The sequence below is a fragment of the Cytobacillus mangrovibacter genome, assembly GCF_042865275.1.
GTDB classification, from domain to species: domain Bacteria; phylum Bacillota; class Bacilli; order Bacillales; family Cytobacillaceae; genus Cytobacillus; species Cytobacillus mangrovibacter.
In genome coordinates this window covers 254,935-280,600 of record NZ_JBIACJ010000001.1, presented here as the reverse complement: position 1 = coordinate 280,600, position 25,666 = coordinate 254,935, and the positions used below count along the sequence as shown (strand labels likewise).

The window sequence follows — 25,666 nt, the reverse complement described above, 5'->3', positions numbered from 1 at the left end:
TGAAATGAAGTATAGATCAGCATTTGATATCATCGGACCTGTAATGATTGGTCCTTCTAGCTCTCATACCGCAGGTGCAGCAAGAATTGGCCGTGTTGCCAGGACTTTATTTAATCGAATACCAAAAAAAGCAGTCATTTCTTTGTATGGTTCATTTGCGAAAACATATAAAGGTCATGGTACAGATGTGGCAATAGTCGGTGGACTATTAGATTTTGATACGTTTGATGAACGCATTCCTACATCATTAAAGCTAGCAGAGGAAGCGGGAATGGAAGTTATTTTTCAGATAGAAGATGCAGTAACTGAACACCCAAATACGGTTCGAATCAATTTGTATGATGATAAAAATGATCTGGAACTTGTTGGGATCTCTATCGGTGGAGGCACAATTGAAATTATTGAGCTTAATACGTTTCAACTGAAATTATCTGGCGAACATCCTGCTATATTGGTTGTGCATAATGATCAGTTTGGCGTGATTTCAGCTGTGACAAATATTTTGGCTAATCATGAGATTAACATTGGCCATATGGAAGTATCCCGTAAAGAAAAAGGTAAGATGGCCTTAATGGTTATTGAGGTTGATCAAAAAATTGAACAAGATGTGATGGCAGAGATTGAAAAGCTACCGAATGTAACTCAAACCATTCGAATGGTCGAATAGATAAGCATTAATGCAAGGATAGAATGGAAAGCAGCCAAGAATAGGGGTGGAAACGATGTTATTTAGAAATGTAGCTGAAGTTGTCGAGCTTGCAGAAGCCAAACAAGTAAAAATAGCAGAAATCATGATTCAGCAGGAAATTGAAGTGACAGGTCGAACAAGAGAAGAAATCATCGCACAAATGGACCGGAATTTAACGGTGATGGAACAAGCAGTTGAACGTGGGCTAAATGGAGTCACATCCGTGTCCGGTTTAACTGGCGGCGATGCTGTACTTTTGCAAAAATATATTCAAAGTGGAAAAGCATTGTCGGGTAATATCCTTCTAGATGCAGTCAGTAAGGCTGTTGCAACGAATGAAGTAAATGCGGCAATGGGTACGATTTGTGCAACACCAACAGCTGGGTCAGCTGGTGTTGTACCAGGAACACTATTTGCAGTTAAAGAAGTATTAAATCCAACACGGATGGAAATGATTGAATTCTTGTTCACATCCGCAGCTTTTGGCTTTGTTGTTGCAAACAATGCTTCGATTTCAGGTGCTGCAGGTGGATGCCAAGCTGAGGTAGGGTCAGCAAGTGGAATGGCAGCGGCGGCGATTGTTGAACTTGCTGGGGGAACACCAAGCCAGGCAGCAGAAGCAATGGCGATCACATTGAAAAACATGCTTGGACTTGTTTGTGACCCTGTTGCTGGATTAGTTGAAGTACCATGTGTCAAACGAAATGCAATGGGTGCTTCGAATGCGATGACTGCTGCAGATATGGCACTAGCTGGAATCACAAGCCGGATTCCATGTGATGAGGTCATCCATGCCATGTTCTTAATTGGGCAATCAATGCCATCAGCACTAAGAGAGACTGCAGAAGGCGGACTTGCGGCAACACCAACAGGAAGAAGACTAGAAGCGAAAATCTTTGGGAAAAATGGGATGTAATTCTTAGGGAGAAAAAAATCTGGACTCTTCAATAGAATCCAGATTTTTTATTTGATTGTGATCACCGTTTTGTTCCATAAATTTCATATTATAAAAAGTGTAAAAAAATATCCACAGATTCCTTTAAGATAAAAATGATAGAATAAAGATACAAACAAACGGGGAGCGATTATTGTGGAGGAGATATTAAAGCAAATATTAGCGGGTATGAATGACATGAAGCAGGAAATTAGCGAAATTGGAAAGAATATGAAAACACTTGAACTTAGACTGGACCGATTGGGAAAAATGGACAGTATTGAACATAGAGTAGAAGTAAATCAAATTGATTTAACAGACATTAAAGAGATTCTTGAAAAAATGGACTCTTTTCAGACTGATGTATTAAAGGATTTTTTCCAAATGTTTAAAGGGAGTACATTAAACAAAGTATTTCAAGAAGAAATAAGCCAAATCAATCATCGATTAGATGCTCAATTAACAAAAATTGCTAAGAATGAAGAAGCCATTTTGATGATTGAAGGCAAAAATAATAAAGTAAGCTAATAACTATTATTATGGTATACACTGGCGCCAACTTAGGCGTCTTTTTGTTTGGCTGTTTTCTAAAAAATTTTTGTTTTTAGAGAAATTTTCCGTTTACAAAAAAGAATAGTTGATTGGAGCGGAAAGCGAGCATCCTGGAGCGCAAATCAACTTCTACCCAATTATGTTAAAAGCAATATGGAAGGAACTTATTCGCGTTTGGTAAAAAAGGATTGAAAAGCACTGAATAAATGTGTAAAATTACACTAAATGTAAACAATAAGATATTGGTGTGATTAAGGGGTGAAATGATGGATTCTCTTTCGAAAGAGGAATTGAAGCAAATTTTTCGAAATGAATTACATTTACTGAAGGAGAAGGAGTATATTTCAGCAGAGCAATATGAAAAAACAATGATTGCTTATTATAGGTATCACGCTGATCTAGAAGCAGGGAAATTTGAACAACCTAAACAATCCGAACAAATGATTGAAGCTGTCCAGATTAAAACTGTCGACAAGCCTGTTCCACAAGTCAAAAAAGTGGAAAAGAAGAAATTATCAGCAGAAGAAGTTCGTGAAAAAAATATATCTTGGCTTCTACATTTAGGCGTCATTTTTCTGTTAATTGGAGGACTCTATGTTGCTACAAGTAATTGGGATGTGATGTCAAATTGGATGAAGAGTGGATCCATTGCCTTTGTTTCCTTTCTATTTTATGGAATTGCCTATATTTCTAAGAAGATACTTAAGATTGAGCGAACATCTTTTGCATTTATCGTGCTTGGAAGCTTGTTTCTTCCTATCTTTATTTTATCGATTGGCTGGTTTGAACTATTAGGGCCATATTTGTCTTTTACAGGGGAAGGCCGATTTATACTTGGTGCAATCGGAAGCTTTTTATTATTTCCAATCTACACGGTATTTGCAAATAAATTAAAATCTAGGCTATTTGTGTGGTTTGCTTATCTTTTTTTAACAGCTGGAGTTGGCTTTCTCCTTGCTTCCTTCAAGCTTGATAAAGATGGTTTTTATTTCGGGATGATGCTTTATAATGCATTACTCGCTGCAAGCTATCACTGGTTAAAGAATAAAGACAGTCTAAAGCTTTTTACAAAGGAACTTGTTTATTTCGCTCAAATTAATTTAATTCTGTCGACCTTATTGATGCTTTCTTTCTTCAATAGCCATGTGTTCTACAGCTTTAATATCCTTCTAACAGCAGCTGTTTATTTATCAATGGTTTTTGTGTCGGGAAGGAAAGAGTTTCATTTTGTTTTCAGTGTTATGGTTGTTTATGGTGCTTATCAACTGATTGAATATTCAATATTGGAGGCATTTGGTCCAATGCTATACGTGTTAGTAGGGGCAGGGTTTTTAGCTGTTCCTAAAGTTCTAGATGGCAATGGTCAGTGGGAAAAGGTTTTTCGGCTTACAAGTGCAATCGTTTCGAGCCTAGCCTTTATATATATCAGTGTGGAAGGCATTTTATTAAGAATGAATGAGCCTTCAATTGTCCTGTTTCTTGCCTATTTGATTATTGCTGCGCAGTTTACTTATCTTGCCAATATGATGAAAAATAGGCTGTTTGCCTATTTAAGTCCTGTCTTTTTAGCGACTGCATTATTTGAAATTGTTGTAATGCTTGATAATGCTCTTGATTTTGAACACATCATGCTGCTTATCTTCTTTATTGGTTTTGTCCTATTTATGATTCTTGGCGTTGCTGTCAAATATACCTTCGTACAGATTATCGTTCGAAGTTCTAGAGATGTTGGCCTAGTTATTATGCTTCTTTCTATAGTGGGTAGCTTTTTAATGTTTGATTGGTTGATCGTTGGTATAATGCTGTTGATCTTTAGTTTTGTGAATGTTATCACGGCTCGTGTTGATGATAGAAGCCTATATACAATCGCCAGTCCATGGGCCATACCCATTTCTCTAGGATTTGCTTTTCTGTTCTTTGGAGAGGAGATGCGTAGCGCTTTCCTTTTCTATAAAGACAATCTTGGGGTAGCAATGAATTATGTTTTATCAAGTGCTTCACTATTACTACTTAGCTTTTTTTGGAAATTCAAGAAGCATCCATTATTTTCAAGAAATGCATTTTACATTGCACAAGGGTTTTATACAATGGCAATCAGTACGTCAATACTTTCCCCGATAAATGATTTTTGGATGCGTCCAATGGTTCTATTAGCTGGGATTGGAATGTATCTTTCATTTTATTTCTTTACAAAATTTAAGTGGATTCCCTTTCCAATTGCTGTCGTTGCATTGTTCTCGTATTATGCTATTTTGAATGCGATCCATTCTAATGATGTCAATTTAGAAATCCTAAAATGGATTCAATTACCATTAGGTGCGGTTCTTTTGCTTGCTATTTCCTGGTATCTTCTAAAAAGGGATCCACAGCTATCAAAAGGCTTTTCGTGGATTGGACATGTGAACTTACCGTTTTCGCTCGTATTTACCTTATTTTTATTTTGGGAAAAGTCCATTTGGGGTTTTCTTGCTTCAGTGGCGGCATACTGGATTAGCTCCAGGATATGCCGTAAGGAGTGGAAGATAAAGCTATTCCTCTATAGTGCATTTCTAGCTTTATTTATGATTGTTTTGACGAGTTTCTGGGAGCTGCTTCCTAGTGGTAATAGTGATTTTGTCTTTTTAGTGATAAGCGGAATCATATTTGTTTTTTGGATTTTTGCTAAGCCAGCAGATAAACAGAGAACCATTTATTTCTTTATTCCTTTTTCACTGATAGGCATTCTAGCTTTTATTGCTTCGTATCCGTTTGGAGGGACCTCCTTCTCAGCAATGGTCGTGTATACGGCAGGATTAATCATCTTCCTCCATCTAATTCGCAAGGATTTCCTTGTTGGCATTCCATTGCTGCTTTTATTTATTGGGGCAATCTGGTTCCTTCTTCTAAGTGGGATGGCTACAATTAGCAAGTTCATAATTATTGGAGGATTTGGTATTGGATTGGCTTTGTGTGGTCAACTTCTGTATAAGAATTTATTGACCATCAATGGAAGATTGAGAAATATGGATAGTTACTCCTTTATTGCTTTTCTATTTTTCGCAACTATGTATCCATTTCAAACTGAAGCCTTGTGGACACTCCTTATTCCAGGACTTCTAATAAGTACTGTATTGTTTTTACAAAGAAAACGGATCAAATCTGAAAATGCATGGATTCCGATCCTTTTATCAGGCCTATTTTTCCTCGAGCCTTATTACGCGCTTATTGGTCGAATAAACATACCTGAGTTGATAGAGGTGGAGCTAAATACCCTTCCTTTTGTTGCGGTTACTATCTTTGCTCGTAGTTGTTTAAAAGGAAAATTCCAGAAAGAAACAGGTTTGCTGCAATGGGCAGTGTTAACCATCGTTTCCTTTATCCTTATTGCTGATGGCATGGCCAGCTCAACTATTTATGATGCGCTTATTTTAGGAACGCTTTCGCTTGCTGCCATGTTAGCAGGGATGTTCCTTCGCATTAAATCGTATTTCTTTGTTGGTTCAGGTGTGTTACTCCTAAACGTTCTATTACAGACTCGGCCGTACTGGGGCAACCTTCCATGGTGGGCCTATCTACTTATTGCAGGTTCTATCCTCATTGCTGTGGCCAGTTATAATGAATGGCATAAACAGAAAACAGCTAAGGGAGAGAAGACCTTCATTTCTGAATGGAAAAAGAAGATTATTAGTAAACTGAAAGAATGGAAATAGACCAAATACCTGCTGATTCTTTGTAGAATTAGTGGGTATTTTTTTATTTTCAAGGCCTAGTTAAATAATATTGTTAGAGCACGAAAATGCTTTTGCTGTACCCGCTCATCAAGTTATTCATTCGAATAAAACGCATTCGCGTGCACACCATAGGCATTTTCAAAAATAAATTGCCGGTCATCTTTCCTGAACATATTTGTGTAAAATTAAATTATTAAATTTTCTGAAAACTAATTGACTTTTACCTGTTTACACGGTATCTTTGTGTTAAATATATGACATATAAAAAGTATAACGTCTAATAAACGTTATATATAAATAAAATGAATTAAGCAAATCAAATTAGGAGGTGAGGGCATTGTCAGAAGTCTTTTTTTCAAGTCAGTTAACCGAGAAGGAAAAGCACGCGCATTTTTTGAAGAGGATTGAAGCAGGGGAGAAAATTGAAGCTGACGATTGGATGCCAGACGAGTATCGGTTTACACTAATTAAATTAATTTCAATGCACGGTATTAGTGAAATCATGGGGGCACTCCCTGAAAAAGAATGGGTGCCTAAAGCACCTTCATTAAAAAGAAAGCTTGGCATCATGGCTAAGGTACAGGATGAAATGGGACATGGCCAGCTCTTGCTTCGTGTGGCTGAGGATTTAATGAAGCCTCTTGGCAAAACACGAGAGGATATAATGGAAGATTTATTTAGCGGCCGGCTGAAATTTCATAATGTGTTTCATATGGAGGCACCAACATGGGGTGATGCTGGATTAATTGGCTGGCTTGTTGATGGGGCTGCGATTATTTCACAGACGAATATGCTTCATGCTTCCTATGGTCCTTATGCAAGGGCATTAAAAAGAATCTGTGCGGAGGAAGTGTTTCATGCTCAGCACGGGGAGGCCATTATTATGGCATTGGCGGAAGGCACTAAGGAACAGCGGGAAATGGTTCAAGACGCTGTCAACCGATGGTGGGAAGCGCTTCTCATGTTCTTCGGACCTGCGGACGCATCCACAACTGGAACTTCAAAGCAAGACATCACGATTAAATACAAGATTCGGACAAAGACAAATGAAGAGCTAAGACAGGACTTTTTCTCAAAATATATTCCAAGAGTGTTATCTCTAGGACTAACACTTCCAGATGAAACCATGCATTTTGATGAGGATCAGAATGTTTGGGTATATAAACAGCCTGATTGGAATCGCTTTAAAGACATCATAAAGAATAATGGCCCGAAATCAAAAGATCGTTTGGAGCTTCGCAAGACGGCGTATAGTGAAAATCAGTGGGTGCGTGAGGCTTTGAATATAGCAAAATAAAGATCGATATGAAAGGAGAGAACCTTTTGAAGAGTGAGGGGTTTTATCAGGAATTCGAGGTTTTTAGCAAACGATCGGATACCTCCCCTCTCCAATATCAATTTTCCATGCTTGCACCGAATAGTGAGCTTGCCTTAATTATGGCACAGGAGAATTTTATGAGGAGAGAGCCGGTCGCTGACATTTGGGTTGTGAAGCGCTCTGATATCCGCAAAATGAGCCTAGAGGAAAAGCAATCGTTGCAAAGACTTGATAATAAGGACTACCGCAATACGAAAGGATATGGCTATTTAAAGAAAAAATGGCGTCAATACGAACAGGGAATGCTTGATGAGAAAGAAATTCTGTCATGGGGAGAGGAGAAGAAAAGTGAAAATGGATGAAGCTTATCAATCTGCCTTACTTTCACTCTTGTATCAGCTAGCTGATGATGATTTCATTCTCGCCTACCGGGGCTCTGAATGGCTTGGCCTTGCTCCTCATATTGAGGAGGATGTTGCTTTCTCTTCAATTAGCCAGGATATGATGGGCCATGCAGCGATGTTTTATCAGCTTCTAAGTGATCTTGGTGAGGGAAATATGGATCATCTTGCACATGCTCGTCCAGCGACAGAACGGAAGAATGCTATTTTGCTAGAAATGGTGAATGGGCCTGGTCATTATTTAATAAAACCGCGCTATGACTGGGCATTCGCTGTAGTCAGAAATTATTTCTATGTTCAAGCGAAAAAGATCCGGATGGAATCCTTGAAAAATTCATCCTACGAGCCGCTTGCAAACGTGGCACTTAAAGTGAATATGGAGCTTTACTATCATCTATTACATTGGAAAACGTGGTTTGTACAATTGATGCAAGCTGGAGATGAGGCTAGAAGAAGGATGGAAGCTGCCGTCCAGCGAGTATGTGCTGACTTTGATGGGCTGCTAACACTTGGCCCTTTGAGTAAAGAGATGGCTGCGTTCAATTTAATTGAATCTGAGGAAATTCTAAAGCAGAAGTGGAAGGGATCTATGCAGCCTGTCTTCGATTCTGTGAATCTGGCAATGCCAGACCAGTTTAGTATGCAAAGCGGTGACGGACGAATAGGAGAGCACTCTAAGGATTTGGAGGATGCCTTACTCGTTCTTAGTGAAGTATATCAAGTTGATCCAGCCGCTAACTGGTAGAGAATAAGAGGAGGAATGACTCTGTAAAAATTGTAAAGGATTGATGCGGAATGCCTCATCAAAATGTAAATATTGTGATGGAAGCACTTCAGAAAGTGAAGGACCCTGAAATTGATTCAATTTCAATTGTTGATTTAGGAATGGTAGAAAAAGTGGAAGTAAGTATGGAAAAGGTAACAATTGAGCTTCTTCCTACTTTTATGGGCTGTCCTGCACTGGATATTATTCGTAAGAATGTAGTTGAGACAATTGCTGAATTAAATTGTTTTAAGGAAATCAATGTGCAATTTATCTATCATCCGCCATGGACATCAGACAGAGTTTCAGCAGAAGGAAGATTGCGGTTAAAGGAGTTTGGGATTGCTCCACCTCCAAAGCATATCACTGAAACTGGCGAATGGCATGTCGATTGTCCTTATTGCGGGTCGACTTATACGACGATAGAAAATCTCTTTGGTCCGACCGCATGCCGCAGCATCCTTTACTGTAAAGCGTGTAAGAATCCCTTTGAGGCGATGAAGCCTGTCTCAACGATGATGTAGTTTAGGTAAAATCAGATTTTGCAAAAATAAATGATTTTTTGCAAAATAATACCAGAATATTGCAAAAATAATGGAAATTACTCAAACAAAATAAATTTTTTTAAAATAAATCATCAAAATTTGAGAGGAAGTTGTCCAAATGGTAAAACTAATCGCTCTTTACAAGCATCCTGAAAATAAAGAGGCTTTTGATAAGCATTATTTTGAAACGCATGGTCCGTTAACAGCAAAAATCCCTGGACTACGAAAAATGGAGGTTACTAGAATTGTAGGCAGTCCGATGGGCGGAGAAGGGAAATATTATTTGATGTGTGAAATGTTTTATGATAGTCATGAGGCATTGCAAACAGCGATGAGAACAGATGAGGGCAAAGCTTCTGGAAAAGATGCGATGAAATTTGCTGGGGATCTCATCACCCTTATGATTGGCGAGGAAGTGAATGACTAACTCCTACGAATATATTGAAGCGTCCATTAATGGAAATCTCGGTCAAATTACATTAAATCGTCCAAAAGTATTAAATGCTATCAACCGGCCGATGGTGTCCGAGATTCTTTCTGCAATGGAAGGCTTTGAAGAGAATGAACAGGTTCGTGTCATTGTGTTAAGCGGCAATGGCAGGGCATTTGCTGCTGGAGCTGATATCGACGAAATGGCCAATGATAATGCAATTGATTTTGAGCTGCGCAACCAATTCAAGGATTGGGATCGCCTTGCCATGATCAAGAAGCCAATAATTGGTGCGGTCCAAGGGTTTGCCCTTGGGGGTGGTTTTGAACTTGCTCTTTGCTGTGATCTGCTGATTGCTGCTGATGATGCTGAATTCGGATTCCCAGAAGTGAATCTCGGCGTTATGCCGGGCGCGGGTGGAACGCAGCGCTTAACGAAGCTCGTCGGAAAAACAAAAGCAATGGAATGGCTTTTTACCGGTAAAAGAATTAGCGCTCAAGAAGCTATTCAATTTGGCATCATTAATCGCATGACCGCAAAGGAAGTCCTTCTAGAGGAAACGCTAAAGTTTGCTGAAGGAATTGCGAATCAAGCGCCACTCTCAATACGGCTTATTAAGGAATCTGTACTTAAAGCAGTGGATGCACCATTAGATGAAGGCATGCATTTCGAGCGTAAGAATTTCTATCTATTATTCTCTACTGAGGATCAAAAAGAAGGAATGAAGGCTTTTCAGGAGAAACGCCGGCCAAATTTTAGGGGGAAATAGAGGGGGTGTACATACAAGCGATGTATGAAACAGTCAAATATGAAGTCATTAATCAAGTTGCTTGGATTAGATTAAACAGACCCGAGAAATTGAATGCTTTTACAGAGCAATTGAATAAAGAAATTCAGCAAGCAGTGAAACAGGCAAACAATGATTCAGCGGTTCGATGTTTAGTCATTTCAGGTGAAGGACGTGCATTTTGCTCTGGTGAAGATCTCGGAGGAGTAAATGACGATATGGATCACGGGGAAGTCCTTAGACGTCGATACAATCCGATGGTAATGGAGCTGCACAAATGTGAGAAGCCAATTGTCGCCGCTGTAAATGGAGTAGCAGCTGGTGCAGGTATGAGTCTTGCTTTAGCTTGTGATTTCCGCCTTCTATCGGAAAAGGCCAGCTTTGTCGAAGCGTTCATCCATGTTGGCCTCGTACCTGATGCAGGAAATCTCTATTATTTGCCAAAGCTGATCGGACACGCAAAAGCATTAGAATTAGCTATTTTAGGTGAAAAGATCACAGCACTCAGTGCGAAGGAATTAGGGCTTGCAACGAAGGTAATTCCGCTTGAACAATGGAATGAGGAAGTTGCGGCTTTTGCAGAGAAACTAGCATCCATGCCTACGATTGCCATTGGCTTGATTAAGAAAAATTTAAAAGCCAGCTGGGAAACATCGCTTGAAGATAGCTTGGAAAGGGATGCGCAGGCACAGCGGATTGCAGGATTAACAGCTGATCATAAAGAGGGTGTGCAAGCCTTTATAGAAAAAAGAAAACCTATTTTTCACGGAGAATAATTTAGGCGTGTTACTTTCTTTTCACTCACTACTTAAACGAGCACTTTAAAATGAGGTGCTCGTCTCTTTTATTTATTTATTAATCTAAAAGAATGTAATCTTAAAATAAGACTTGTGAATGGAAAGTGTAAAAAAAGTTGGTTGATTGGAGCGGAAGGTGCGAGACTCCTGCGGGATGAGTGGGACAGGTGAGACCCCGCAGACGCTTTAGCGTCGAGGAGGCTCACCGCCCACCCCGCGGAAAGGGAGCAGCCTGAAGCGGAAATCAACCTCTACCCACTACGTTTTCATTAGCAAAAAATACTTGCATTTATTATCTTTTTTGAAAAATGCTTTTAAGAAGAGCCATTTTTTTAGTAGAATAGTGGTATGACGTATTTTTTACGAGTGATTATAGAAACGAAATGAGGATAGAAGCAACTTGAATACAAGATCAATGATATTCACATTATACGGAGATTATATTTCTCATTATGGAAGTAAAATTTGGATTGGCAGTTTAATTAAGCTGTTAAGTGAATTTGGTCATAACGACCAGTCAGTTCGAGCAGCTATTTCAAGAATGAATAAGCAAGGATGGGTTCAGTCTGAGAAAATCAGCAATAAAAGCTATTATTCATTGACTGAACGGGGACAAAAGAGAATTGATGAAGCGGCGAAACGGATTTTTAAGCTAATGCCTGAAACATGGGATGGAAAGTGGCGAATTCTTATGTACAACATACCCGAAGAAATTCGCAATGTAAGGGATGAACTTAGGAAAGAACTTGTTTGGAGCGGATTCGGTACGCTTTCGAACAGTTGTTGGATATCAGCCAATAATCTTGAAAAACAAGTATTTGATCTGATTGAAAAATATGAGATTAGCGATTATGTTGACTTTTTTGTTTCGAAATATGCTGGTCCGCAAGAGAATATCCGTTTAGTCGAAAAAAGCTGGAATTTAGATGAAATTAATGAGAAGTATCTAGAATTTATTTCTGTTTATAGCCAAAGGTATATTATTGATAAAAATGAAATCCAAAAAGGGAATAAAACAGATGCTGATTGTTTTGTGGAGCGAACAAAACTCGTACACGAATATCGAAAATTCCTTTTCATTGATCCAGGACTTCCGGAAGAACTGTTGCCAGAGAAATGGCTGGGCAGCCATGCAGCCTCATTATTCAGTGATTATTATCGAGTGCTAGCTGAACCTGCCTCCCGCTTTTTTGAAGTTGTTTTTCAAGAAGGCAATGAATTACGCCATAAGGATGAAGACTATAATGTATTAACTCATCCGTTTATTGCAGATTAATGGGCTGTAAGACCCCTACTGATTGAAGTATCACTTTTATTTTTTTGACAGTACATGGAGGGAGATCGCTCTGAACAGTTTAACAAGTTTGTTAAAAATCAAATATCCTATTATTCAAGGTGGAATGGGGAATATCAGCAATGCCATCCTAACGGCTGCTGTTTCTGAAGCTGGCGGGCTAGGGACAATAGGGACAGGAACGATGACTCCAATTGAAGTGGAAGAAATAATTAAGGAAACGAAAAAAAGAACAGAGAAGCCCTTTGCTGTCAATGTGGCTCTTACCGTATCACCATTTGTTCAAGAAATTCTTTCTCTTGTTATGAAATATAATGTACCAGTAGTATCTCTGTCTGCCGGTAACCCTGCCCCGTATATCGCTAAGCTCCATGATCAGGGGGTGAAAGTGATAACTGTTTGTGCTACCGTGCATCAGGCAAAAAAGGCAGAAACTGCTGGGTCTGATGTAGTCGTTGCAGAGGGGTATGAGGCTGCAGGTATTAACTCCGCTCACGAAACGACTACACTTGTATTAATTCCCCAGATTATTGAAGCTATTAACATACCAGTCATTGCTGCTGGAGGAATTGGCGATGGAAGAGGATTGGCTTCAATGCTTGCTCTTGGTGCAAGTGGAGTTCAGATGGGAACTAGATTCATTGCAACAAAGGAAGCCCCATTTCATAACGCCTACAAACAGCAAATCATTCATGCTTCTGATCACGATACAATGATTATTGGCCGCTCTGTTGGGCGAATTCGCAGAGTATTAGCTACCGACTATGCTCAAAAACTATTACTATATGAACAAAATGGCATTACCTTAGAGGAGTTTAATCAACTAACTTCAGAATCTTTTCATATAATAGGTGCCCTTGAAGGGAAAGGGAATGAAGGATTTATGAACGGCGGACAAATTGCAGGCTTGATCAGAGATATCCCTACGGTTCAAGAATTATTAGAAAAAATGGTAGAGGAAGCAAATAAAGCTCTCGAGCGCTCCTTACATTATTTATCGCAAATGAAGGGGCAGTAAAGTTTGGCTGCTAGTAGAAATTCAACTTTATAAGATCTTAATTCAACGCATACAGGAAGATTTTCTGTATGCTTTTCTTGTTGATTTCATATAATTTAAATAGTAATCTAAATATATTAAATTTTTAGAATATTATTGACGATTCCTTCTTTAGAGTGATAATATAACGTTATAATTACGTTATTCACAGTACTTATCATATAAACTGAATGTAAGTAAGTGAAGAGCACCATTCAACAAGGATCATCTACATAGGGAATTCACACTATCATCATTTGGTAGTGTTTTATTTTAAAAATTAGAGGGGGTTTTGAAAAGTGAAAAAATCTTTAAAGGCATTTTCTTTCATTCTTGCCGCAGGATTACTTGTATTAAGTGGCTGTGGGAAAGAAGCTGCTAACGAACCGGCAAAGGAACCAACGGCTGATTCAGGAGAAAAGGAAACATTCAAAATTGGTATTACCCAGTTTGTTGAACATCCATCTTTGGATGCAGCAACAGAAGGATTTAAAAAAGCAATGGAGGAAGCTGGATTTAAAGAAGGAGACAATGTTGAGTATAATTTTCAGAACGCTCAGGCGGATATGAATAACACTCAAACCATTGCCAATAACTTTGTTGGTGATAAGGTTGATCTTATTTTCGCAAATGCCACCCCTAGTGCTGTTAGTGCGTTAAATGCAACAAAGGATATTCCCATTGTGTTTACATCAGTTACAGACCCTGTTGGCGCAGGACTTGTGGAAGCTCTTGATAAGCCAGGGGAAAATATAACAGGTACAACAGATAACCATCCAGATGGAACAGCAAAAACAATTAATTTTATCGTTGAAGAAGCTGGAGCAAAAACAATCGGTATTATTTATAATGCAGGCGAGCAAAATTCGGAAGTGCAGGTTGCTCAAGTAAAAGAGCTAGCTGAAAAAGCAGGGGCAACAGTCGTTGAAGCATCCATTTCAACGTCTGCTGAAGTAAGACAAGGAACGGAATCATTAGTAGGCCGTGTGGATGCAATTTATGTACCAACAGATAATACTGTAGTCTCTGCTTTAGAATCGGTAATTGCTGTAGCAAACAGTGAAAAGATTCCTCTTTTCGTTGGTGAGCTTGATTCAATGAAGCGTGGTGCGATTGCAGCAAGTGGCTTTGACTATTTTGATCTTGGCTATCAAACAGGAAAAATGGCTGCAGATATTCTAAAAGGAAATAAAAAAGCATCTGAAATTCCAGTAGAGCTTCCAAGCAGCTTAACATTAATGATTAATAAAAAAGCCGCAGAAGCACAAGGACTTGAAGTGAAACAGGAGTGGGAAAAAATTGCTGAATTCTTTGATGGCGAATAATAGAGGATGTGATTCATAATGTTTGCAATTTTTGGAGCGTTCGAATCGGGCATCATCTACGCCATTATGGCTCTTGGTGTGTATTTATCCTTTCGTGTACTCGACTTTCCTGATCTAACAGTGGATGGAAGCTTTGTAACAGGAGCAGCCGTTTCGGCAACGCTAATCGTTAGTGGAGTAAATCCATTTATCGCGACAATAGTAGCGCTGATCGCAGGTTTTTTTGCAGGCTGTATAACAGGAATTCTTCACACGCTTGGAAAAATAAATGCACTTCTATCCGGGATTTTAATGATGATTGCCTTGTATTCAATCAATCTTCGGATCATGGGGAAATCGAATGTTCCTTTGCTGAACACAGATACAGCAATGACAAGTGTAAGTAATGTATCAGAAAAAATGGGGATAGACTCTTTCTTTAATCAAATCTTTACAAGCATTGGTCTTGGTGACAGCTTGCCAAGAACATGGGGAATTCTCATTTTCATGATATTTGTTACGTTTGCAATTAAATTTTTGACAGATAAGTTTCTTCAAACAGAAATTGGTTTAGCTATTAGAGCAACAGGTGACAATAAACGAATGATTCGAAGCCTTTCTGCGAATACGAATTTAACCGTTATTCTTGGCCTTGGTATCTCTAATGCGATGGTTGCGTTTTCTGGTGCATTAATTGCCCAGCAAGGTGGATTTGCCGATGTTGGAATGGGAATTGGGATGATTATCATCGGGCTTGCATCTGTTATTATCGGGGAAGCCATATTTGGGACCAAAACCATTGCACGGACGACTTTAGCAGTGATCGGTGGGGCGATTATTTACCGAATCGTTGTCACATTAGCTCTTCGTGTTGATTTTCTTGAGCCAGGAGATATGAAGTTGATTACGGCAACGATTGTTATTCTAGCCCTTATTATGCCGAAAATAATTGATGCATCTAAAGAAAAGAAACGAAAAGCAAGAAAACGTGCTGAAAATCTAGCAATCAGCCAGATCACCTCAGAAAGAAAGGGGGAGGCAGATGCTGGAATTAAAACAGATTCATAAGGTATTCAATGAAGGGACGCCTGATGAGAAAATTGCACTTGACCGCATTCATTTAACGTTAAAAGAAGGCGATTTTGTCACCGTTATTGGCAGCAATGGGGCTGGAAAGTCAACGTTAATGAACATGATTTCTGGTGTTATGGCTCCGGATGTTGGAAGCGTCTCAATAGATGGTCAAAATGTTACCGCCATTTCAGAATATAAACGAGCAAAATTAATTGGGCGGGTTTTTCAGGACCCAATGGCTGGAACGGCGCCAAGTATGACAATTGAAGAGAATTTAGCGATGGCTTATTCAAGAAATAAGTCACGAACATTGAGAAAAGGGGTAACAAAGAAACGGAAAGAGTATTTTCAAGAAGTACTTGCAACCCTCCATCTTGGGCTGGAAAATCGGTTAACTGCAAAAGTAGGTTTATTATCAGGCGGTGAAAGGCAGGCGCTCTCATTATTAATGGCGACCTTTACCGAGCCGGCCATTCTTTTATTAGATGAGCATACGGCAGCACTTGATCCTGCACGTGCTGAGCTAATCACTAATTTAACGAAGGAAATTGTTGAAAAATACAATTTAACGACACTGATGGTTACCCATAATATGCAGCAGGCACTGGATCTTGGCAATCGTTTGATCATGATGGATAAGGGCCAAATTATTTTAGAAGTAAATGAGGAAGAGAAAGGCGGTTTAACGATTGAACAATTATTAAATGAGTTTCAACGCATCAGAGGTACGAAAATGGCAAGCGATCGAACACTTTTATCTTGAAGGAAAAGTAAATGAGAGGATTAATTAGATGTTTTTAGCTAGTTAATCCTTTTTATTATTGTGTTTAAAAGAAAAAAAGTAATTTTTATAATTTTTACAATTTATTGACTACTAATTAAACGAAATGTTATTATATCGTTAATTAAACGTCATACATATATAGAGTGATGCATTTTATCTTGTGATTCTTGAAAATAGCTTTCAAGATTTGAATTTGGGAGTGAATGAAATGAAGCAAGGCATGAAGGTGGGGGATACAGAAGTAATCGAAATAGAAGTTACTTCAGATATGTTTGCGCAGTTTGAAGGTGAGATCGTTCATCGAGCCTATTCAACAGTATTTATGGTCTACCATATGGAATGGGTATCGCGGAAGATAATTCTGCCTTACTTAGAAGAGCATGAGGAAGGAATGGGAGGAGCAGTCTGCGTGAAGCATCTAGCCGCATCACCAGAAGGAGCCAAACTAACGATAACAGCCATTGTATCTGAAATAGCAGAAAATGTTGTGATAACCGAAGTTTCAGTATGTAATGGGAAGAAGCTAATTGGGACAGGAGAAGTCAAACAGGTGATACTTTCAAAAAGAAAGATTGCCAGTTTGCTTGAATAGCAAACAATTAGAAGTTTAGTTAAAAGAGTTTTCTGCCCATGGAATGTAAGCGTTAACAAATAGATTAGGAGGAAGTTCAAGATGAATATGTTCGCAAAAATTAAAGAGCATGAGCAAGTTGTCTTCTGCAATGATGAATCTACTGGCTTAAAAGCAATAATTGCCATTCACAGTACAAGACTTGGGCCTGCATTAGGAGGATGTAGAATGCTTCCCTATGCAAGTGAGGAGGAAGCACTTGAAGATGTGCTTCGGCTATCCAAAGGAATGACTTATAAATGTGCTGCAGCTGATGTTGATTTCGGTGGAGGAAAAGCTGTGATTATTGGTGATCCGCGAAAGGATAAAACACCAGAATTGTTTCGGGCCTTTGGTCAATTTGTAGAATCGTTGAACGGCCGTTTTTATACGGGAACAGATATGGGAACAAGCCCAGAGGACTTTGTCCATGCATTAAGAGAAACAAATTGCATCGTTGGAGTTGACGAGGTGTATGGGGGGAGTGGAGATTCATCTATTCCAACGGCACAAGGTGTCATTTACGGGCTTCAGGCAACTAATAAAGCATTGACAGGATCAGATGATTTAGCAGGCAAAAGCTATTCCATCCAAGGACTCGGTAAGGTCGGATTAAAGGTAGCAGAACGATTGTTGGAAGAAGGAGCTGATTTATATGTTACAGATATTAATCAGCAAGCGATAGATCAGCTTCTAACAAAAGCTAAAATGATTGGTGCAGGTGTTAAGGTATTAAATAAGGAAGAAATATATCATGCGAATGCAGATATCTTTATCCCTTGTGCAATGGGGGGGATTATTAATGATGAAACAATTGACCAGTTCAACGTAAAGGCGATTGTCGGCTCAGCAAATAATCAGCTTTTGGAACTTCGCCACGGTCAAAAACTTCAAGAAAAGGGCATTTTATATGCTCCAGATTATATCGTCAACTCGGGTGGCCTTATCCAAGTAGCGGATGAGCTTTATACACCGAACAAGGAAAGAGTGCTCCAAAAAACAAAGGCCATTTATAATTCACTTCTTAATATTTATGAATACGCAGATGCGAAAGGGATTACTACCATTGAAGCTGCCAATCAGTTTTGTGAGAATCGAATTGAAGCAAGATCAAGGAGAAATAGCTTCTTTTCGCATATGAAACGACCAAAATGGGCAGTTAGAACGTAATTTTTTTTGAACGAAAAACAATATTGTTACTATATTTATGTGTAAATCAAACAAAGTGCAAAGGGTGAGAAAATGGAAAATCAGTTTCCGATCCAGCAAATAATGGATCCAAACGGTAGGATTGTTTCACCTGAATATGAAGAGAAGGTGACGGCAGAGCTTGCAAAAGGCTTCTACAGACAGCTCGTAAGAATCCGTTTGTTTGACCGTAAGGCAATCAGCTTGCAGCGGCAGGGGCGAATCGGCACGTATGCGCCATTCGAAGGGCAAGAGGCATCACAGGTTGGCAGCGCACTCGCATTAAACCCATCGGATTGGATGTTTCCCACTTATCGTGAACATGGAGCGGCATTTGTCTTTGGCCATTCTCTAAGAAACATCCTTTTGTTTTGGAATGGAAGAAATGAAGGCTGCATACCTCCAGATGGCAAACGGATTTTCCCACCTGGTATTCCAATTGCCACACAAATTCCGCATGCAGCTGGTGCTGCTCTTGCAGAAAAAATGCGGGGGTCAAAAAACGCGGCCATTGCTTATTTTGGTGATGGTGCTACATCTGAGGGGGATTTCCATGAAGGGCTAAATTTTGCAAGTGTATTTAAAGCACCAGTTGTCTTTTTTAATCAGAATAACCAATTTGCCATTTCAGTTCCGATAGAAAAACAAATGAATTCAAAAACGATCGCTCAAAAAGCATTAGCCTATGATATGCCTAGTGTAAGAATTGATGGCAATGATGTATTTGTTGTTTATTTTGAAACATTAAAAGCATTGGAAAGAGCAAGAAATGGTGCTGGACCAACTTTAATTGAGGCTGTCACTTGGCGGTATGGTGCCCATACAACAGCAGATGATCCAACGAAATATCGCGATCAATCGGAGAGCATTAGCCGAAGAAAAGAAACCGATCCGATTCTTCGATTGGAAAGATGGTTAAAAAACAACGGGGATTTTGATGAGGACTGGGTTCATGCGATCGAGCGGGAGGCTTCTCTGGAAATAGAAGAAGCAGTTGAACAAATGGAGGCTTTTCCACCAGCTAATCCAGCAGCAATCTTCGATCATGTTTTTGCTAAACCGACTTGGCAGATTAAGCAGCAAAAAGAGGAGTATCTGAGATTGATAGGGAGGTGAATCAATGAGTATTGCATTAAGAACGAAAACGATGACGCTAATTCAAGCAATTACCGATGGACTTGATACGATGTTGGCTGAACGGAAAGAGGTAGTGCTGCTAGGAGAAGATATTGGGGTAAACGGCGGTGTATTCCGAGCAACCGATGGACTTCTGAAAAAGTATGGAGAGGGACGCGTTATGGATACTCCGTTAAGTGAAGCGGGATTTGTAGGAGCTGGGATTGGGCTTGCGGTCAATGGTTTTTTGCCTGTTATTGAAATCCAGTTTTTAGGATTTATTTATCCTGCTTATGAGCAAATTATGACCCATGCAACAAGACTTAGAATGAGAACAATGGGCCATTATACGGTTCCGATGGTGATTCGAGCCCCGTACGGAGCAGGAGTAAGGGCACCGGAAATACATTGTGATAGTACGGAAGCGATTTTTACCCATATGCCAGGAATTAAAGTTGTTTGCCCATCAAGTCCATATGATGCGAAAGGCTTGCTAATTGCAGCGATTGAAGATCCGGATCCAGTTTTGTTTCTAGAGCCGATGCGCTGTTATCGGTCTGCGAAGGAAGAAGTACCCGAAGGAAAATATACAGTAGAAATCGGTAAAGGGAAGAAACTTGTTGAAGGGGAGGATGTCACAGTCATTTCTTGGGGAGCGATGGTTCCGGTTGCATTGAAAGCAGCTAATGAACTAAAAGAAAAAGGAATTCAATGTGAAGTTATTGATTTAAGGACACTTTTCCCAATTGATAAAGACATTATTGCCGAATCAGTGCAAAAAACTGGCCGCACGGTCATTGTCCATGAGGCCCATGCGACTGGTGGGGTAGGAAATGACGTATTAGCTATTATTAATGATACTTCTTTTCTATATCAGAAAGCGCCGACAGAACGTGTAACCGGATTTGATACACCTGTTCCTTACTTTGGATTTGAGGATCATTATTTACCAACCGAAGTAAGGATTATCCATGCAATTGAAAAAGTCATGGCGTTTTAGGAGGGGAACAATGGAAGTAAAACTGCATGATATTGGTGAGGGGATGACAGAAGCAGAGATTACCTGTTTTCTTATTAAACCTGGTGATTATGTTCAAGCAGATGATCCACTGATCGAGGTGCAAACAGATAAAATGACTGCCGAAATTCCATCACCAAAAGCTGGATTCATTCGAGAGATTAAGGTAAAGCCAGGGGAGACTGTTACCGTCGGGACAACATTATTAATCTTAGATGCATCAAATTCGAAAGAACATAGAAAACAGATCATACCAGAAAGAGAAAAGAAGATAGCTGAAAGATCGCCTATGGAAAAAATAAATCAACGGATAGTAGTCACTAGACAAAATCATGATAAGCGAATACTAGCTTCCCCGTTTACGAGAAAAATTGCCCGAGATAATGGGATTGATATTGAAAAAGTTTCAGGTTCAGGGCCAGCAGGACGGATTATCGATGAAGATGTTTATCAATTTATGACTGCTTCACAACAAACGAAAACCGCAATCAGACAAGAAGAAATAGTTGCATCCTCTGAACAAACCTCATATGCAAATGACACAATCCCATTTAGGGGCAGACGAAAGCAAATCGCGAAAAAAATGATCCATTCATTATTTACAATTCCACATTGCACGCATTTTGAAGAGGTTGATGTGACCGATCTCATTCAATTTCGCAATGAATTAAAGAAAAGAAATGAAAATATTTCTGCAACGGCGTTTTTCTTAAAAGCATTATCGATCTGCCTAAAAGAATTTCCGATTTTCAATGCCCGACTTGATGAGGAAAATGAAGTGATCCATCTAAAGCATGAACATCATTTAGGAATTGCTGTTGATACAGAAGATGGCTTGATCGTTCCTGTCATGCGAAATGTTGAAAAGAAATCCATCCGGTCGATTCATGCAGAAATGAAACAGCTAACGGAAAAGGCATTAGAAAATCAATTAACGTTGAAAGATATTTCAGGTGGGACATTTACAATTAGTAATGTCGGCCCGCTAGGTGGAAGCATTGGAGCTACCCCAATTATTCAGCACCCAGAGGTTGCACTTGTCTCCTTCCATAAAACAAAAAAAATGCCTGTTGTAACAGATGATGATCAAATTATCATCCGATCGATTATGAATCTTTCAATGTCTTTTGATCACCGAGTGGCTGATGGGGCAACTGCTGTCCGATTTACAAGTCGTTTCGCTGAATTAATTCATGATCCAAAATTGCTTTTGCTGGAGTTGGTATAGATGGTTGTTGGTGAACTTGCACATGAACGGGATCTCATTATTATTGGCGGAGGTCCAGGGGGCTACCATGCAGCCATCCGTGCAGCACAGCTCGGTCAATCGGTCACACTTATTGAAAAGGAACAGCTTGGAGGGGTGTGCTTAAATAAGGGCTGTATTCCGTCAAAAGTATTAACGAACAGTGCAGAAACATTCATTTCAATGAAAAAAACTGAAGAAATTGGCATTGAAAGTGATTCCGTTCAGTTCAATTTACGAAAGCTTCAAGCTTATAAAATGAGAACAATCAATCAGCTCCGTGAAGGGATTAAAGCTTTATGTGCCGCAAACAAAGTTGAACTGCTTGCAGGCTCTGCATTCTTTTTATCAGAAGATAAAATAGGGGTAGAAAATGGGGAGCAATATGATGTATTTCGTTTTAAACATGCGATTATCGCGACAGGAAGTTCACCAAATGCACCAGCAGGAATCAAGCCTGATCATCATCGAATTTTAGATTCTTGGTCGATAACGAGCCTAGAAATCCTTCCCGAAAAGCTGCTCGTTTATGGAAATGATTATATTGCGCTTGAGATGGCATTTGCCTTCAATGCTTACGGTTCTGAAGTGACAATGGTTATGGATCAGAATGATTTCTCTTTTGATTTATCGATAAATCGAGAGCTGAAGCGAATATTGAAAAAGAATCAAATAAAAGTAATTAAAAGTACTAATATTTCTTCTGCTTATACTGATGGGGAAGCGGTTATCGTTTCGTTAGAAAATAAGGAAGATTCATTAATAGGCACGCATTTATTCGTTTCTTCCATCCCTACGCCAAATACAGCAAACATCGGAATCGAACGAATTGGAATTGAGAAAACAGAAAGTGGTTTTATAAAAGTGAATGAGCAATGCCAAACATCTAAACCGAATATTTTTGCGATTGGGGATGTGACAGAAGGCCCGCCATTAGCTGTAAAGGCGATTAAGCAAGGAAAAACAGCGGCGGAAGCAATTGCGGGAATTTTCTCAGAAGCTGATTTTCGCTTTTTGCCGATCGTTGCTCACACAAGACCACCGATTGCAAGTGCTGGTCTCAGCGAACAAGAAGCGATTGATCAAGGATATGAGATTTCAATGGGACAATTTCCACTCTCGAGTAATGGCTATGCAGCTATTTTAGGGAAAAAGGAAGGGTTTATTAAAGTAATATTTGATAAAGAAAATCATGCTTTGCTTGGTATGCATATGATTGGCTCTGGGGCCATTGAGTTAATTTCTAGTGGAGTGCTGTCATTAGAAATGGTTGCTCGTGATGAAGATCTGCTGTTTCCACTGTACCCGCATCCAAGTATAAATGAAGGTTTACTAGAAGCTGCTGAGGCATTAAAAAATCAAGCAATACATCTGCCGCTTGTTACAAAAAAAGAAAGACTCAAAGTTTAGGATTCATGCCAAATACACTTTAGTGCAGATGTGTAGCATAGCTTTAACTTGTACTCTTGAGAACATTAACACGATTCATATATTATTTAATTAATTCAGAATATTTGTATTTTTATAAAAACAGGAGGGGTTAAAATGCAAGAAAAAACAGTTTCTAAAGTACAAAAGCAAGAGGATTTTTTTCCAGTTAAAGAGGTCGATTATTTAGAAATTTATTCGGGTAATGCGAGACAATCCTGTCACTTCTTTTGCTCTGCTTTCGGATTTAAACCTGTTGCCTATTCTGGTCTTGAAACAGGAAATCGAGAAACAGTTTCATATGTATTGCAACAAAGGAAAATTCGTCTTGTAATCACAGGTACATTAAATGAAAGCAGCAGAGTGGCTACATTTGTTAAAAAGCATGGTGATGGAGTAAAGGATATTGCATTGGCTGTTGATGATGTCGAGAAGGCATATGAGGCAGCTGTATCAAGAGGGGCGATTGCGATTACTCCGCCATTTGAATTAAAAGATGAGCATGGAACTGTGAAAAAGGCAGTCATTGGAACGTATGGTGACACGATTCATACATTAGTTGAAAGATCGGATTATAAAGGCATCTTTATGCCTGGCTATGAAAAGCTAGAAATGAATGTGCCATTCGAAGATGCTGGTTTTATTGGCATTGACCATGTGGTTGGGAATGTAGAAAGAATGGAAGAATGGGTTAATTATTATGCAAATGTCATGGGTTTTAAAGAAATGACCCACTTCACAGACAAGGATATTACGACAGAATACTCCGCGCTTATGTCGAAGGTAATGCATAATGGCGGGAGAATTAAATTCCCGATTAATGAGCCAGCTGAAGGAAAACGCAAATCACAAATTGAAGAATATCTTGATTATTACAACGGTCCTGGTGTTCAGCATTTAGCTATCCTTACAGAGGATATTGTAAACACAGTCAGCATCCTTCGCAGAAATGGCGTGGAATTCCTGAGCACACCAGCTTCTTATTATGACGCGCTGGCTGAACGTGTCGGAGAGATCGATGAGGAAATTGACAAAATTAAAGAGTTAAGTATTTTAGTAGACCGTGATGATGAAGGCTACCTGCTGCAAATCTTTACAAAGCCAATCGTCGACCGCCCAACCTTATTTATTGAAATCATTCAGCGCAAAGGCGCAAGAGGCTTTGGAGAAGGAAACTTTAAAGCATTATTCGAATCAATCGAACGTGAACAAGAAAGACGAGGAAATCTATAATTATCATTGACTCCCTTTACTTATAAGGGAGTTTTGCAAATAAAATTGATTTTTTGTTAAGGTCCATTTATCTAAAAGATAGCTTTTATTGATTAAGTTGTTTGAATGAAAACGTCTGACAATTAGTTCGTTGATTGGAGCGGAAGGTTGCGAGACTCCTGCGGGAAGTGTGGGACAGCTGAGACCCCACAGGCGCTAGCGCCGAGGAGGCTCAGCGCCCACCCCGCGGAAAGCGAGTAACCTGGAGCGCAAATCAACCTTTACAAACTACATTTATTTTAGTAACTTCGCTAAAAATATGAGGTGTTTTTTCATTATGAAAATACAGACGAGAAGCGTAATAGAAAGTATCTTTTCCTATCCACTTGGTGATTCACCAGAAGAAATAAAAGAAAAGTATCAACTAAAAAAGGTTAGAAAAATGTCTGATAACGAGAATGTATATGGCAGTTCTGCTGAAGTAAAGAAAGCGATCAGCCAATGCATAGATCAGCTTTACCTTTACCCTGATGGGACTACAGCAAAACTTATCAAAAATCTAGCATCATTTTATCAGATAGAGGAAGATCGATTTTTAATTGGTAATGGCTCGGAGGAAATTATCCGGCTTTTGACTAGAGCCTACTTAAATCATGGGGACGAAGCTGTGATGGCAGCAACGACATTCCCTCGTTATGAATCGAATGTCATTATTGAAGGCGGGCAGGCCATCACTGTCCCATTATTAAATGGAGTCCATGATTTAGAAAGTATGTATGAAAAAATTACAGAGAAAACAAAAATGGTGTTCATTTGTAACCCGAATAACCCGACAGGTACAATTGTCGGAAAAGCTGAGCTTTTGCACTTTATTGAAAGCGTTCCAGCCAATGTTTTGATTATATTAGATGAAGCTTATTATGAATATGTCACAACCGATGATTATCTCGAGTCCTTGCCATTACTGAAAAAGCATGCGAATTTGATCATTCTCCGCACTTTTTCAAAAATATATGGTCTTGCTGGACTGCGAGTTGGGTATGGAATGATGGATTCCTCGATAGTAAAAGAGCTTCATAAAGTGAAGGAAGTTTTCAATGTGAATCAAATTGCTCAAGCAGCTGCAGTAACGGCACTTAATGATCAAAGCTTTATTGAGGCATGTGCGGAAAAAAATGCGATCGAAAGAGCGTTTGTCTGTGAGCAGCTACTCGAAATGGGCGTCGGCTTTTTTCCATCACAAACAAATTTCATCTATGTTTATAGCCAATATCCCGTGTCTGCAAAGTTAATTACAAAGGGATTTATTATTCGGCAAATGAAGCTGCAAGGCTTTGAAGATGCATTTCGGATGACACTCGGTACAAGAGAAGATAATGAAGCATTCTTGTATGTATTAAAAGAGGCATTAATTGAAAGGGCGGTGTAGCC

The 25,666-nt window shown here is 39.3% G+C and carries 24 protein-coding genes; all 24 read left to right on the top strand.

What is annotated here, in order from left to right; translation table 11 throughout:
* Positions 1 to 4: 4 nt before the first annotated feature.
* The 24 genes from sdaAB to hisC all read left to right on the top strand — a co-directional run bounded on the left by sdaAB (position 5) and on the right by hisC (position 25,664).
* Positions 5 to 667, top strand: a complete 663-nt coding sequence (gene sdaAB, locus ACFYKT_RS01410) for an L-serine ammonia-lyase, iron-sulfur-dependent subunit beta (protein ID WP_389214375.1) — start codon at positions 5 to 7, stop codon at positions 665 to 667.
* A gap of 55 nt (positions 668 to 722) precedes the next feature.
* Positions 723 to 1,604 (top strand): L-serine ammonia-lyase, iron-sulfur-dependent, subunit alpha, encoded by an 882-nt coding sequence (sdaAA, locus tag ACFYKT_RS01405; protein WP_389214372.1) that lies wholly within the window; start codon positions 723 to 725, stop codon positions 1,602 to 1,604.
* 174 nt (positions 1,605 to 1,778) lie between these two features.
* Positions 1,779 to 2,150, top strand: a complete 372-nt coding sequence (locus ACFYKT_RS01400) for a hypothetical protein (RefSeq protein ID WP_389214369.1) — start codon at positions 1,779 to 1,781, stop codon at positions 2,148 to 2,150.
* Between the two features lie 290 nt (positions 2,151 to 2,440).
* The gene (locus tag ACFYKT_RS01395; RefSeq protein WP_389214366.1) at positions 2,441 to 5,863 is read left to right on the top strand and encodes an SCO7613 C-terminal domain-containing membrane protein; all 3,423 of its coding nucleotides are present in this window, start codon (positions 2,441 to 2,443) and stop codon (positions 5,861 to 5,863) included.
* Between the two features lie 358 nt (positions 5,864 to 6,221).
* Positions 6,222 to 7,181: a 1,2-phenylacetyl-CoA epoxidase subunit PaaA gene (paaA, locus tag ACFYKT_RS01390; protein WP_389214363.1), complete on the top strand. Its 960-nt coding sequence runs from the start codon at positions 6,222 to 6,224 to the stop codon at positions 7,179 to 7,181.
* A 26-nt stretch (positions 7,182 to 7,207) separates the two neighbouring features.
* Entirely contained in the window at positions 7,208 to 7,564 is a 357-nt protein-coding gene (gene paaB / locus ACFYKT_RS01385) for a 1,2-phenylacetyl-CoA epoxidase subunit PaaB (RefSeq protein ID WP_389214360.1), read from the top strand.
* Positions 7,557 to 8,348, top strand: a complete 792-nt coding sequence (gene paaC, locus ACFYKT_RS01380) for a 1,2-phenylacetyl-CoA epoxidase subunit PaaC (protein WP_389215372.1) — start codon at positions 7,557 to 7,559, stop codon at positions 8,346 to 8,348. Before paaB ends, paaC begins: the two co-directional genes overlap by 8 nt.
* A 50-nt stretch (positions 8,349 to 8,398) precedes the next feature.
* A complete protein-coding gene (gene paaD, locus ACFYKT_RS01375) occupies positions 8,399 to 8,890 on the top strand; it encodes a 1,2-phenylacetyl-CoA epoxidase subunit PaaD (protein ID WP_389214358.1) in 492 nt (163 codons plus the stop codon).
* Positions 8,891 to 9,029: 139 nt separating this feature from the next.
* Entirely contained in the window at positions 9,030 to 9,338 is a 309-nt protein-coding gene (locus ACFYKT_RS01370; protein ID WP_389214355.1) for an EthD family reductase, read from the top strand.
* A complete protein-coding gene (locus ACFYKT_RS01365) occupies positions 9,331 to 10,110 on the top strand; it encodes an enoyl-CoA hydratase-related protein (protein WP_389214352.1) in 780 nt (259 codons plus the stop codon). Before ACFYKT_RS01370 ends, ACFYKT_RS01365 begins: the two co-directional genes overlap by 8 nt.
* A gap of 20 nt (positions 10,111 to 10,130) precedes the next feature.
* Positions 10,131 to 10,904 (top strand): enoyl-CoA hydratase-related protein, encoded by a 774-nt coding sequence (locus ACFYKT_RS01360; protein WP_389215369.1) that lies wholly within the window; start codon positions 10,131 to 10,133, stop codon positions 10,902 to 10,904.
* 421 nt (positions 10,905 to 11,325) lie between these two features.
* Positions 11,326 to 12,201, top strand: coding sequence for a phenylacetic acid degradation operon negative regulatory protein PaaX (gene paaX, locus ACFYKT_RS01355; protein WP_389214350.1), 876 nt, complete (start codon positions 11,326 to 11,328; stop codon positions 12,199 to 12,201).
* Between the two features lie 70 nt (positions 12,202 to 12,271).
* Entirely contained in the window at positions 12,272 to 13,237 is a 966-nt protein-coding gene (locus tag ACFYKT_RS01350) for an NAD(P)H-dependent flavin oxidoreductase (protein WP_389215366.1), read from the top strand.
* A gap of 317 nt (positions 13,238 to 13,554) precedes the next feature.
* Positions 13,555 to 14,580 (top strand): ABC transporter substrate-binding protein, encoded by a 1,026-nt coding sequence (locus tag ACFYKT_RS01345; RefSeq protein ID WP_389214347.1) that lies wholly within the window; start codon positions 13,555 to 13,557, stop codon positions 14,578 to 14,580.
* 18 nt (positions 14,581 to 14,598) lie between these two features.
* Positions 14,599 to 15,627 carry an ABC transporter permease gene (locus ACFYKT_RS01340; protein WP_389214344.1) on the top strand — a complete coding sequence of 343 codons (1,029 nt, stop codon included), beginning with the start codon at positions 14,599 to 14,601 and terminating at the stop codon, positions 15,625 to 15,627.
* The gene (locus ACFYKT_RS01335; RefSeq protein ID WP_389214341.1) at positions 15,602 to 16,396 is read left to right on the top strand and encodes an ABC transporter ATP-binding protein; all 795 of its coding nucleotides are present in this window, start codon (positions 15,602 to 15,604) and stop codon (positions 16,394 to 16,396) included. The genes ACFYKT_RS01340 and ACFYKT_RS01335 overlap by 26 nt, the downstream gene beginning before the upstream one ends.
* A gap of 229 nt (positions 16,397 to 16,625) precedes the next feature.
* Positions 16,626 to 17,009, top strand: a complete 384-nt coding sequence (locus tag ACFYKT_RS01330) for a thioesterase family protein (RefSeq protein WP_389214338.1) — start codon at positions 16,626 to 16,628, stop codon at positions 17,007 to 17,009.
* A gap of 81 nt (positions 17,010 to 17,090) precedes the next feature.
* Complete coding sequence (locus ACFYKT_RS01325) at positions 17,091 to 18,197, top strand: Leu/Phe/Val dehydrogenase (RefSeq protein ID WP_389214335.1); 1,107 nt, start codon at positions 17,091 to 17,093, stop codon at positions 18,195 to 18,197.
* Positions 18,198 to 18,269: 72 nt separating this feature from the next.
* The gene (pdhA, locus tag ACFYKT_RS01320; RefSeq protein WP_389214332.1) at positions 18,270 to 19,331 is read left to right on the top strand and encodes a pyruvate dehydrogenase (acetyl-transferring) E1 component subunit alpha; all 1,062 of its coding nucleotides are present in this window, start codon (positions 18,270 to 18,272) and stop codon (positions 19,329 to 19,331) included.
* A gap of 4 nt (positions 19,332 to 19,335) precedes the next feature.
* Positions 19,336 to 20,331, top strand: coding sequence for an alpha-ketoacid dehydrogenase subunit beta (locus ACFYKT_RS01315; RefSeq protein ID WP_389214329.1), 996 nt, complete (start codon positions 19,336 to 19,338; stop codon positions 20,329 to 20,331).
* 10 nt (positions 20,332 to 20,341) lie between these two features.
* Positions 20,342 to 21,577: a dihydrolipoamide acetyltransferase family protein gene (locus tag ACFYKT_RS01310; RefSeq protein ID WP_389214326.1), complete on the top strand. Its 1,236-nt coding sequence runs from the start codon at positions 20,342 to 20,344 to the stop codon at positions 21,575 to 21,577.
* On the top strand, positions 21,578 to 23,005 hold the full coding sequence (gene lpdA, locus ACFYKT_RS01305; protein WP_389214323.1) for a dihydrolipoyl dehydrogenase: 1,428 nt from the start codon (positions 21,578 to 21,580) through the stop codon (positions 23,003 to 23,005).
* 135 nt (positions 23,006 to 23,140) lie between these two features.
* On the top strand, positions 23,141 to 24,256 hold the full coding sequence (gene hppD, locus ACFYKT_RS01300) for a 4-hydroxyphenylpyruvate dioxygenase (protein ID WP_389214320.1): 1,116 nt from the start codon (positions 23,141 to 23,143) through the stop codon (positions 24,254 to 24,256).
* A gap of 316 nt (positions 24,257 to 24,572) precedes the next feature.
* Complete coding sequence (gene hisC / locus ACFYKT_RS01295; RefSeq protein WP_389214317.1) at positions 24,573 to 25,664, top strand: histidinol-phosphate transaminase; 1,092 nt, start codon at positions 24,573 to 24,575, stop codon at positions 25,662 to 25,664.
* Positions 25,665 to 25,666: the final 2 nt, after the last annotated feature.

Bases quoted from the DNA above. Each gene is read 5' to 3' on its own strand.
- paaC (WP_389215372.1), top strand. From the start codon at position 7,557: ATGGATGAAGCTTATCAATCTGCCTTACTTTCACTCTTGTATCAGCTA.
- paaD (WP_389214358.1), top strand. From the start codon at position 8,399: ATGCCTCATCAAAATGTAAATATTGTGATGGAAGCACTTCAGAAAGTG.
- sdaAA (WP_389214372.1), top strand. From the start codon at position 723: ATGTTATTTAGAAATGTAGCTGAAGTTGTCGAGCTTGCAGAAGCCAAA.
- ACFYKT_RS01310 (WP_389214326.1), top strand. From the start codon at position 20,342: ATGGAAGTAAAACTGCATGATATTGGTGAGGGGATGACAGAAGCAGAG.
- ACFYKT_RS01370 (WP_389214355.1), top strand. From the start codon at position 9,030: ATGGTAAAACTAATCGCTCTTTACAAGCATCCTGAAAATAAAGAGGCT.
- ACFYKT_RS01330 (WP_389214338.1), top strand. From the start codon at position 16,626: ATGAAGCAAGGCATGAAGGTGGGGGATACAGAAGTAATCGAAATAGAA.
- pdhA (WP_389214332.1), top strand. From the start codon at position 18,270: ATGGAAAATCAGTTTCCGATCCAGCAAATAATGGATCCAAACGGTAGG.
- ACFYKT_RS01325 (WP_389214335.1), top strand. From the start codon at position 17,091: ATGAATATGTTCGCAAAAATTAAAGAGCATGAGCAAGTTGTCTTCTGC.
- ACFYKT_RS01335 (WP_389214341.1), top strand. From the start codon at position 15,602: ATGCTGGAATTAAAACAGATTCATAAGGTATTCAATGAAGGGACGCCT.
- ACFYKT_RS01395 (WP_389214366.1), top strand. From the start codon at position 2,441: ATGGATTCTCTTTCGAAAGAGGAATTGAAGCAAATTTTTCGAAATGAA.
- lpdA (WP_389214323.1), top strand. From the start codon at position 21,578: ATGGTTGTTGGTGAACTTGCACATGAACGGGATCTCATTATTATTGGC.
- hppD (WP_389214320.1), top strand. From the start codon at position 23,141: ATGCAAGAAAAAACAGTTTCTAAAGTACAAAAGCAAGAGGATTTTTTT.
- ACFYKT_RS01315 (WP_389214329.1), top strand. From the start codon at position 19,336: ATGAGTATTGCATTAAGAACGAAAACGATGACGCTAATTCAAGCAATT.
- hisC (WP_389214317.1), top strand. From the start codon at position 24,573: ATGAAAATACAGACGAGAAGCGTAATAGAAAGTATCTTTTCCTATCCA.
- ACFYKT_RS01365 (WP_389214352.1), top strand. From the start codon at position 9,331: ATGACTAACTCCTACGAATATATTGAAGCGTCCATTAATGGAAATCTC.
- ACFYKT_RS01340 (WP_389214344.1), top strand. From the start codon at position 14,599: ATGTTTGCAATTTTTGGAGCGTTCGAATCGGGCATCATCTACGCCATT.
- ACFYKT_RS01360 (WP_389215369.1), top strand. From the start codon at position 10,131: ATGTATGAAACAGTCAAATATGAAGTCATTAATCAAGTTGCTTGGATT.
- sdaAB (WP_389214375.1), top strand. From the start codon at position 5: ATGAAGTATAGATCAGCATTTGATATCATCGGACCTGTAATGATTGGT.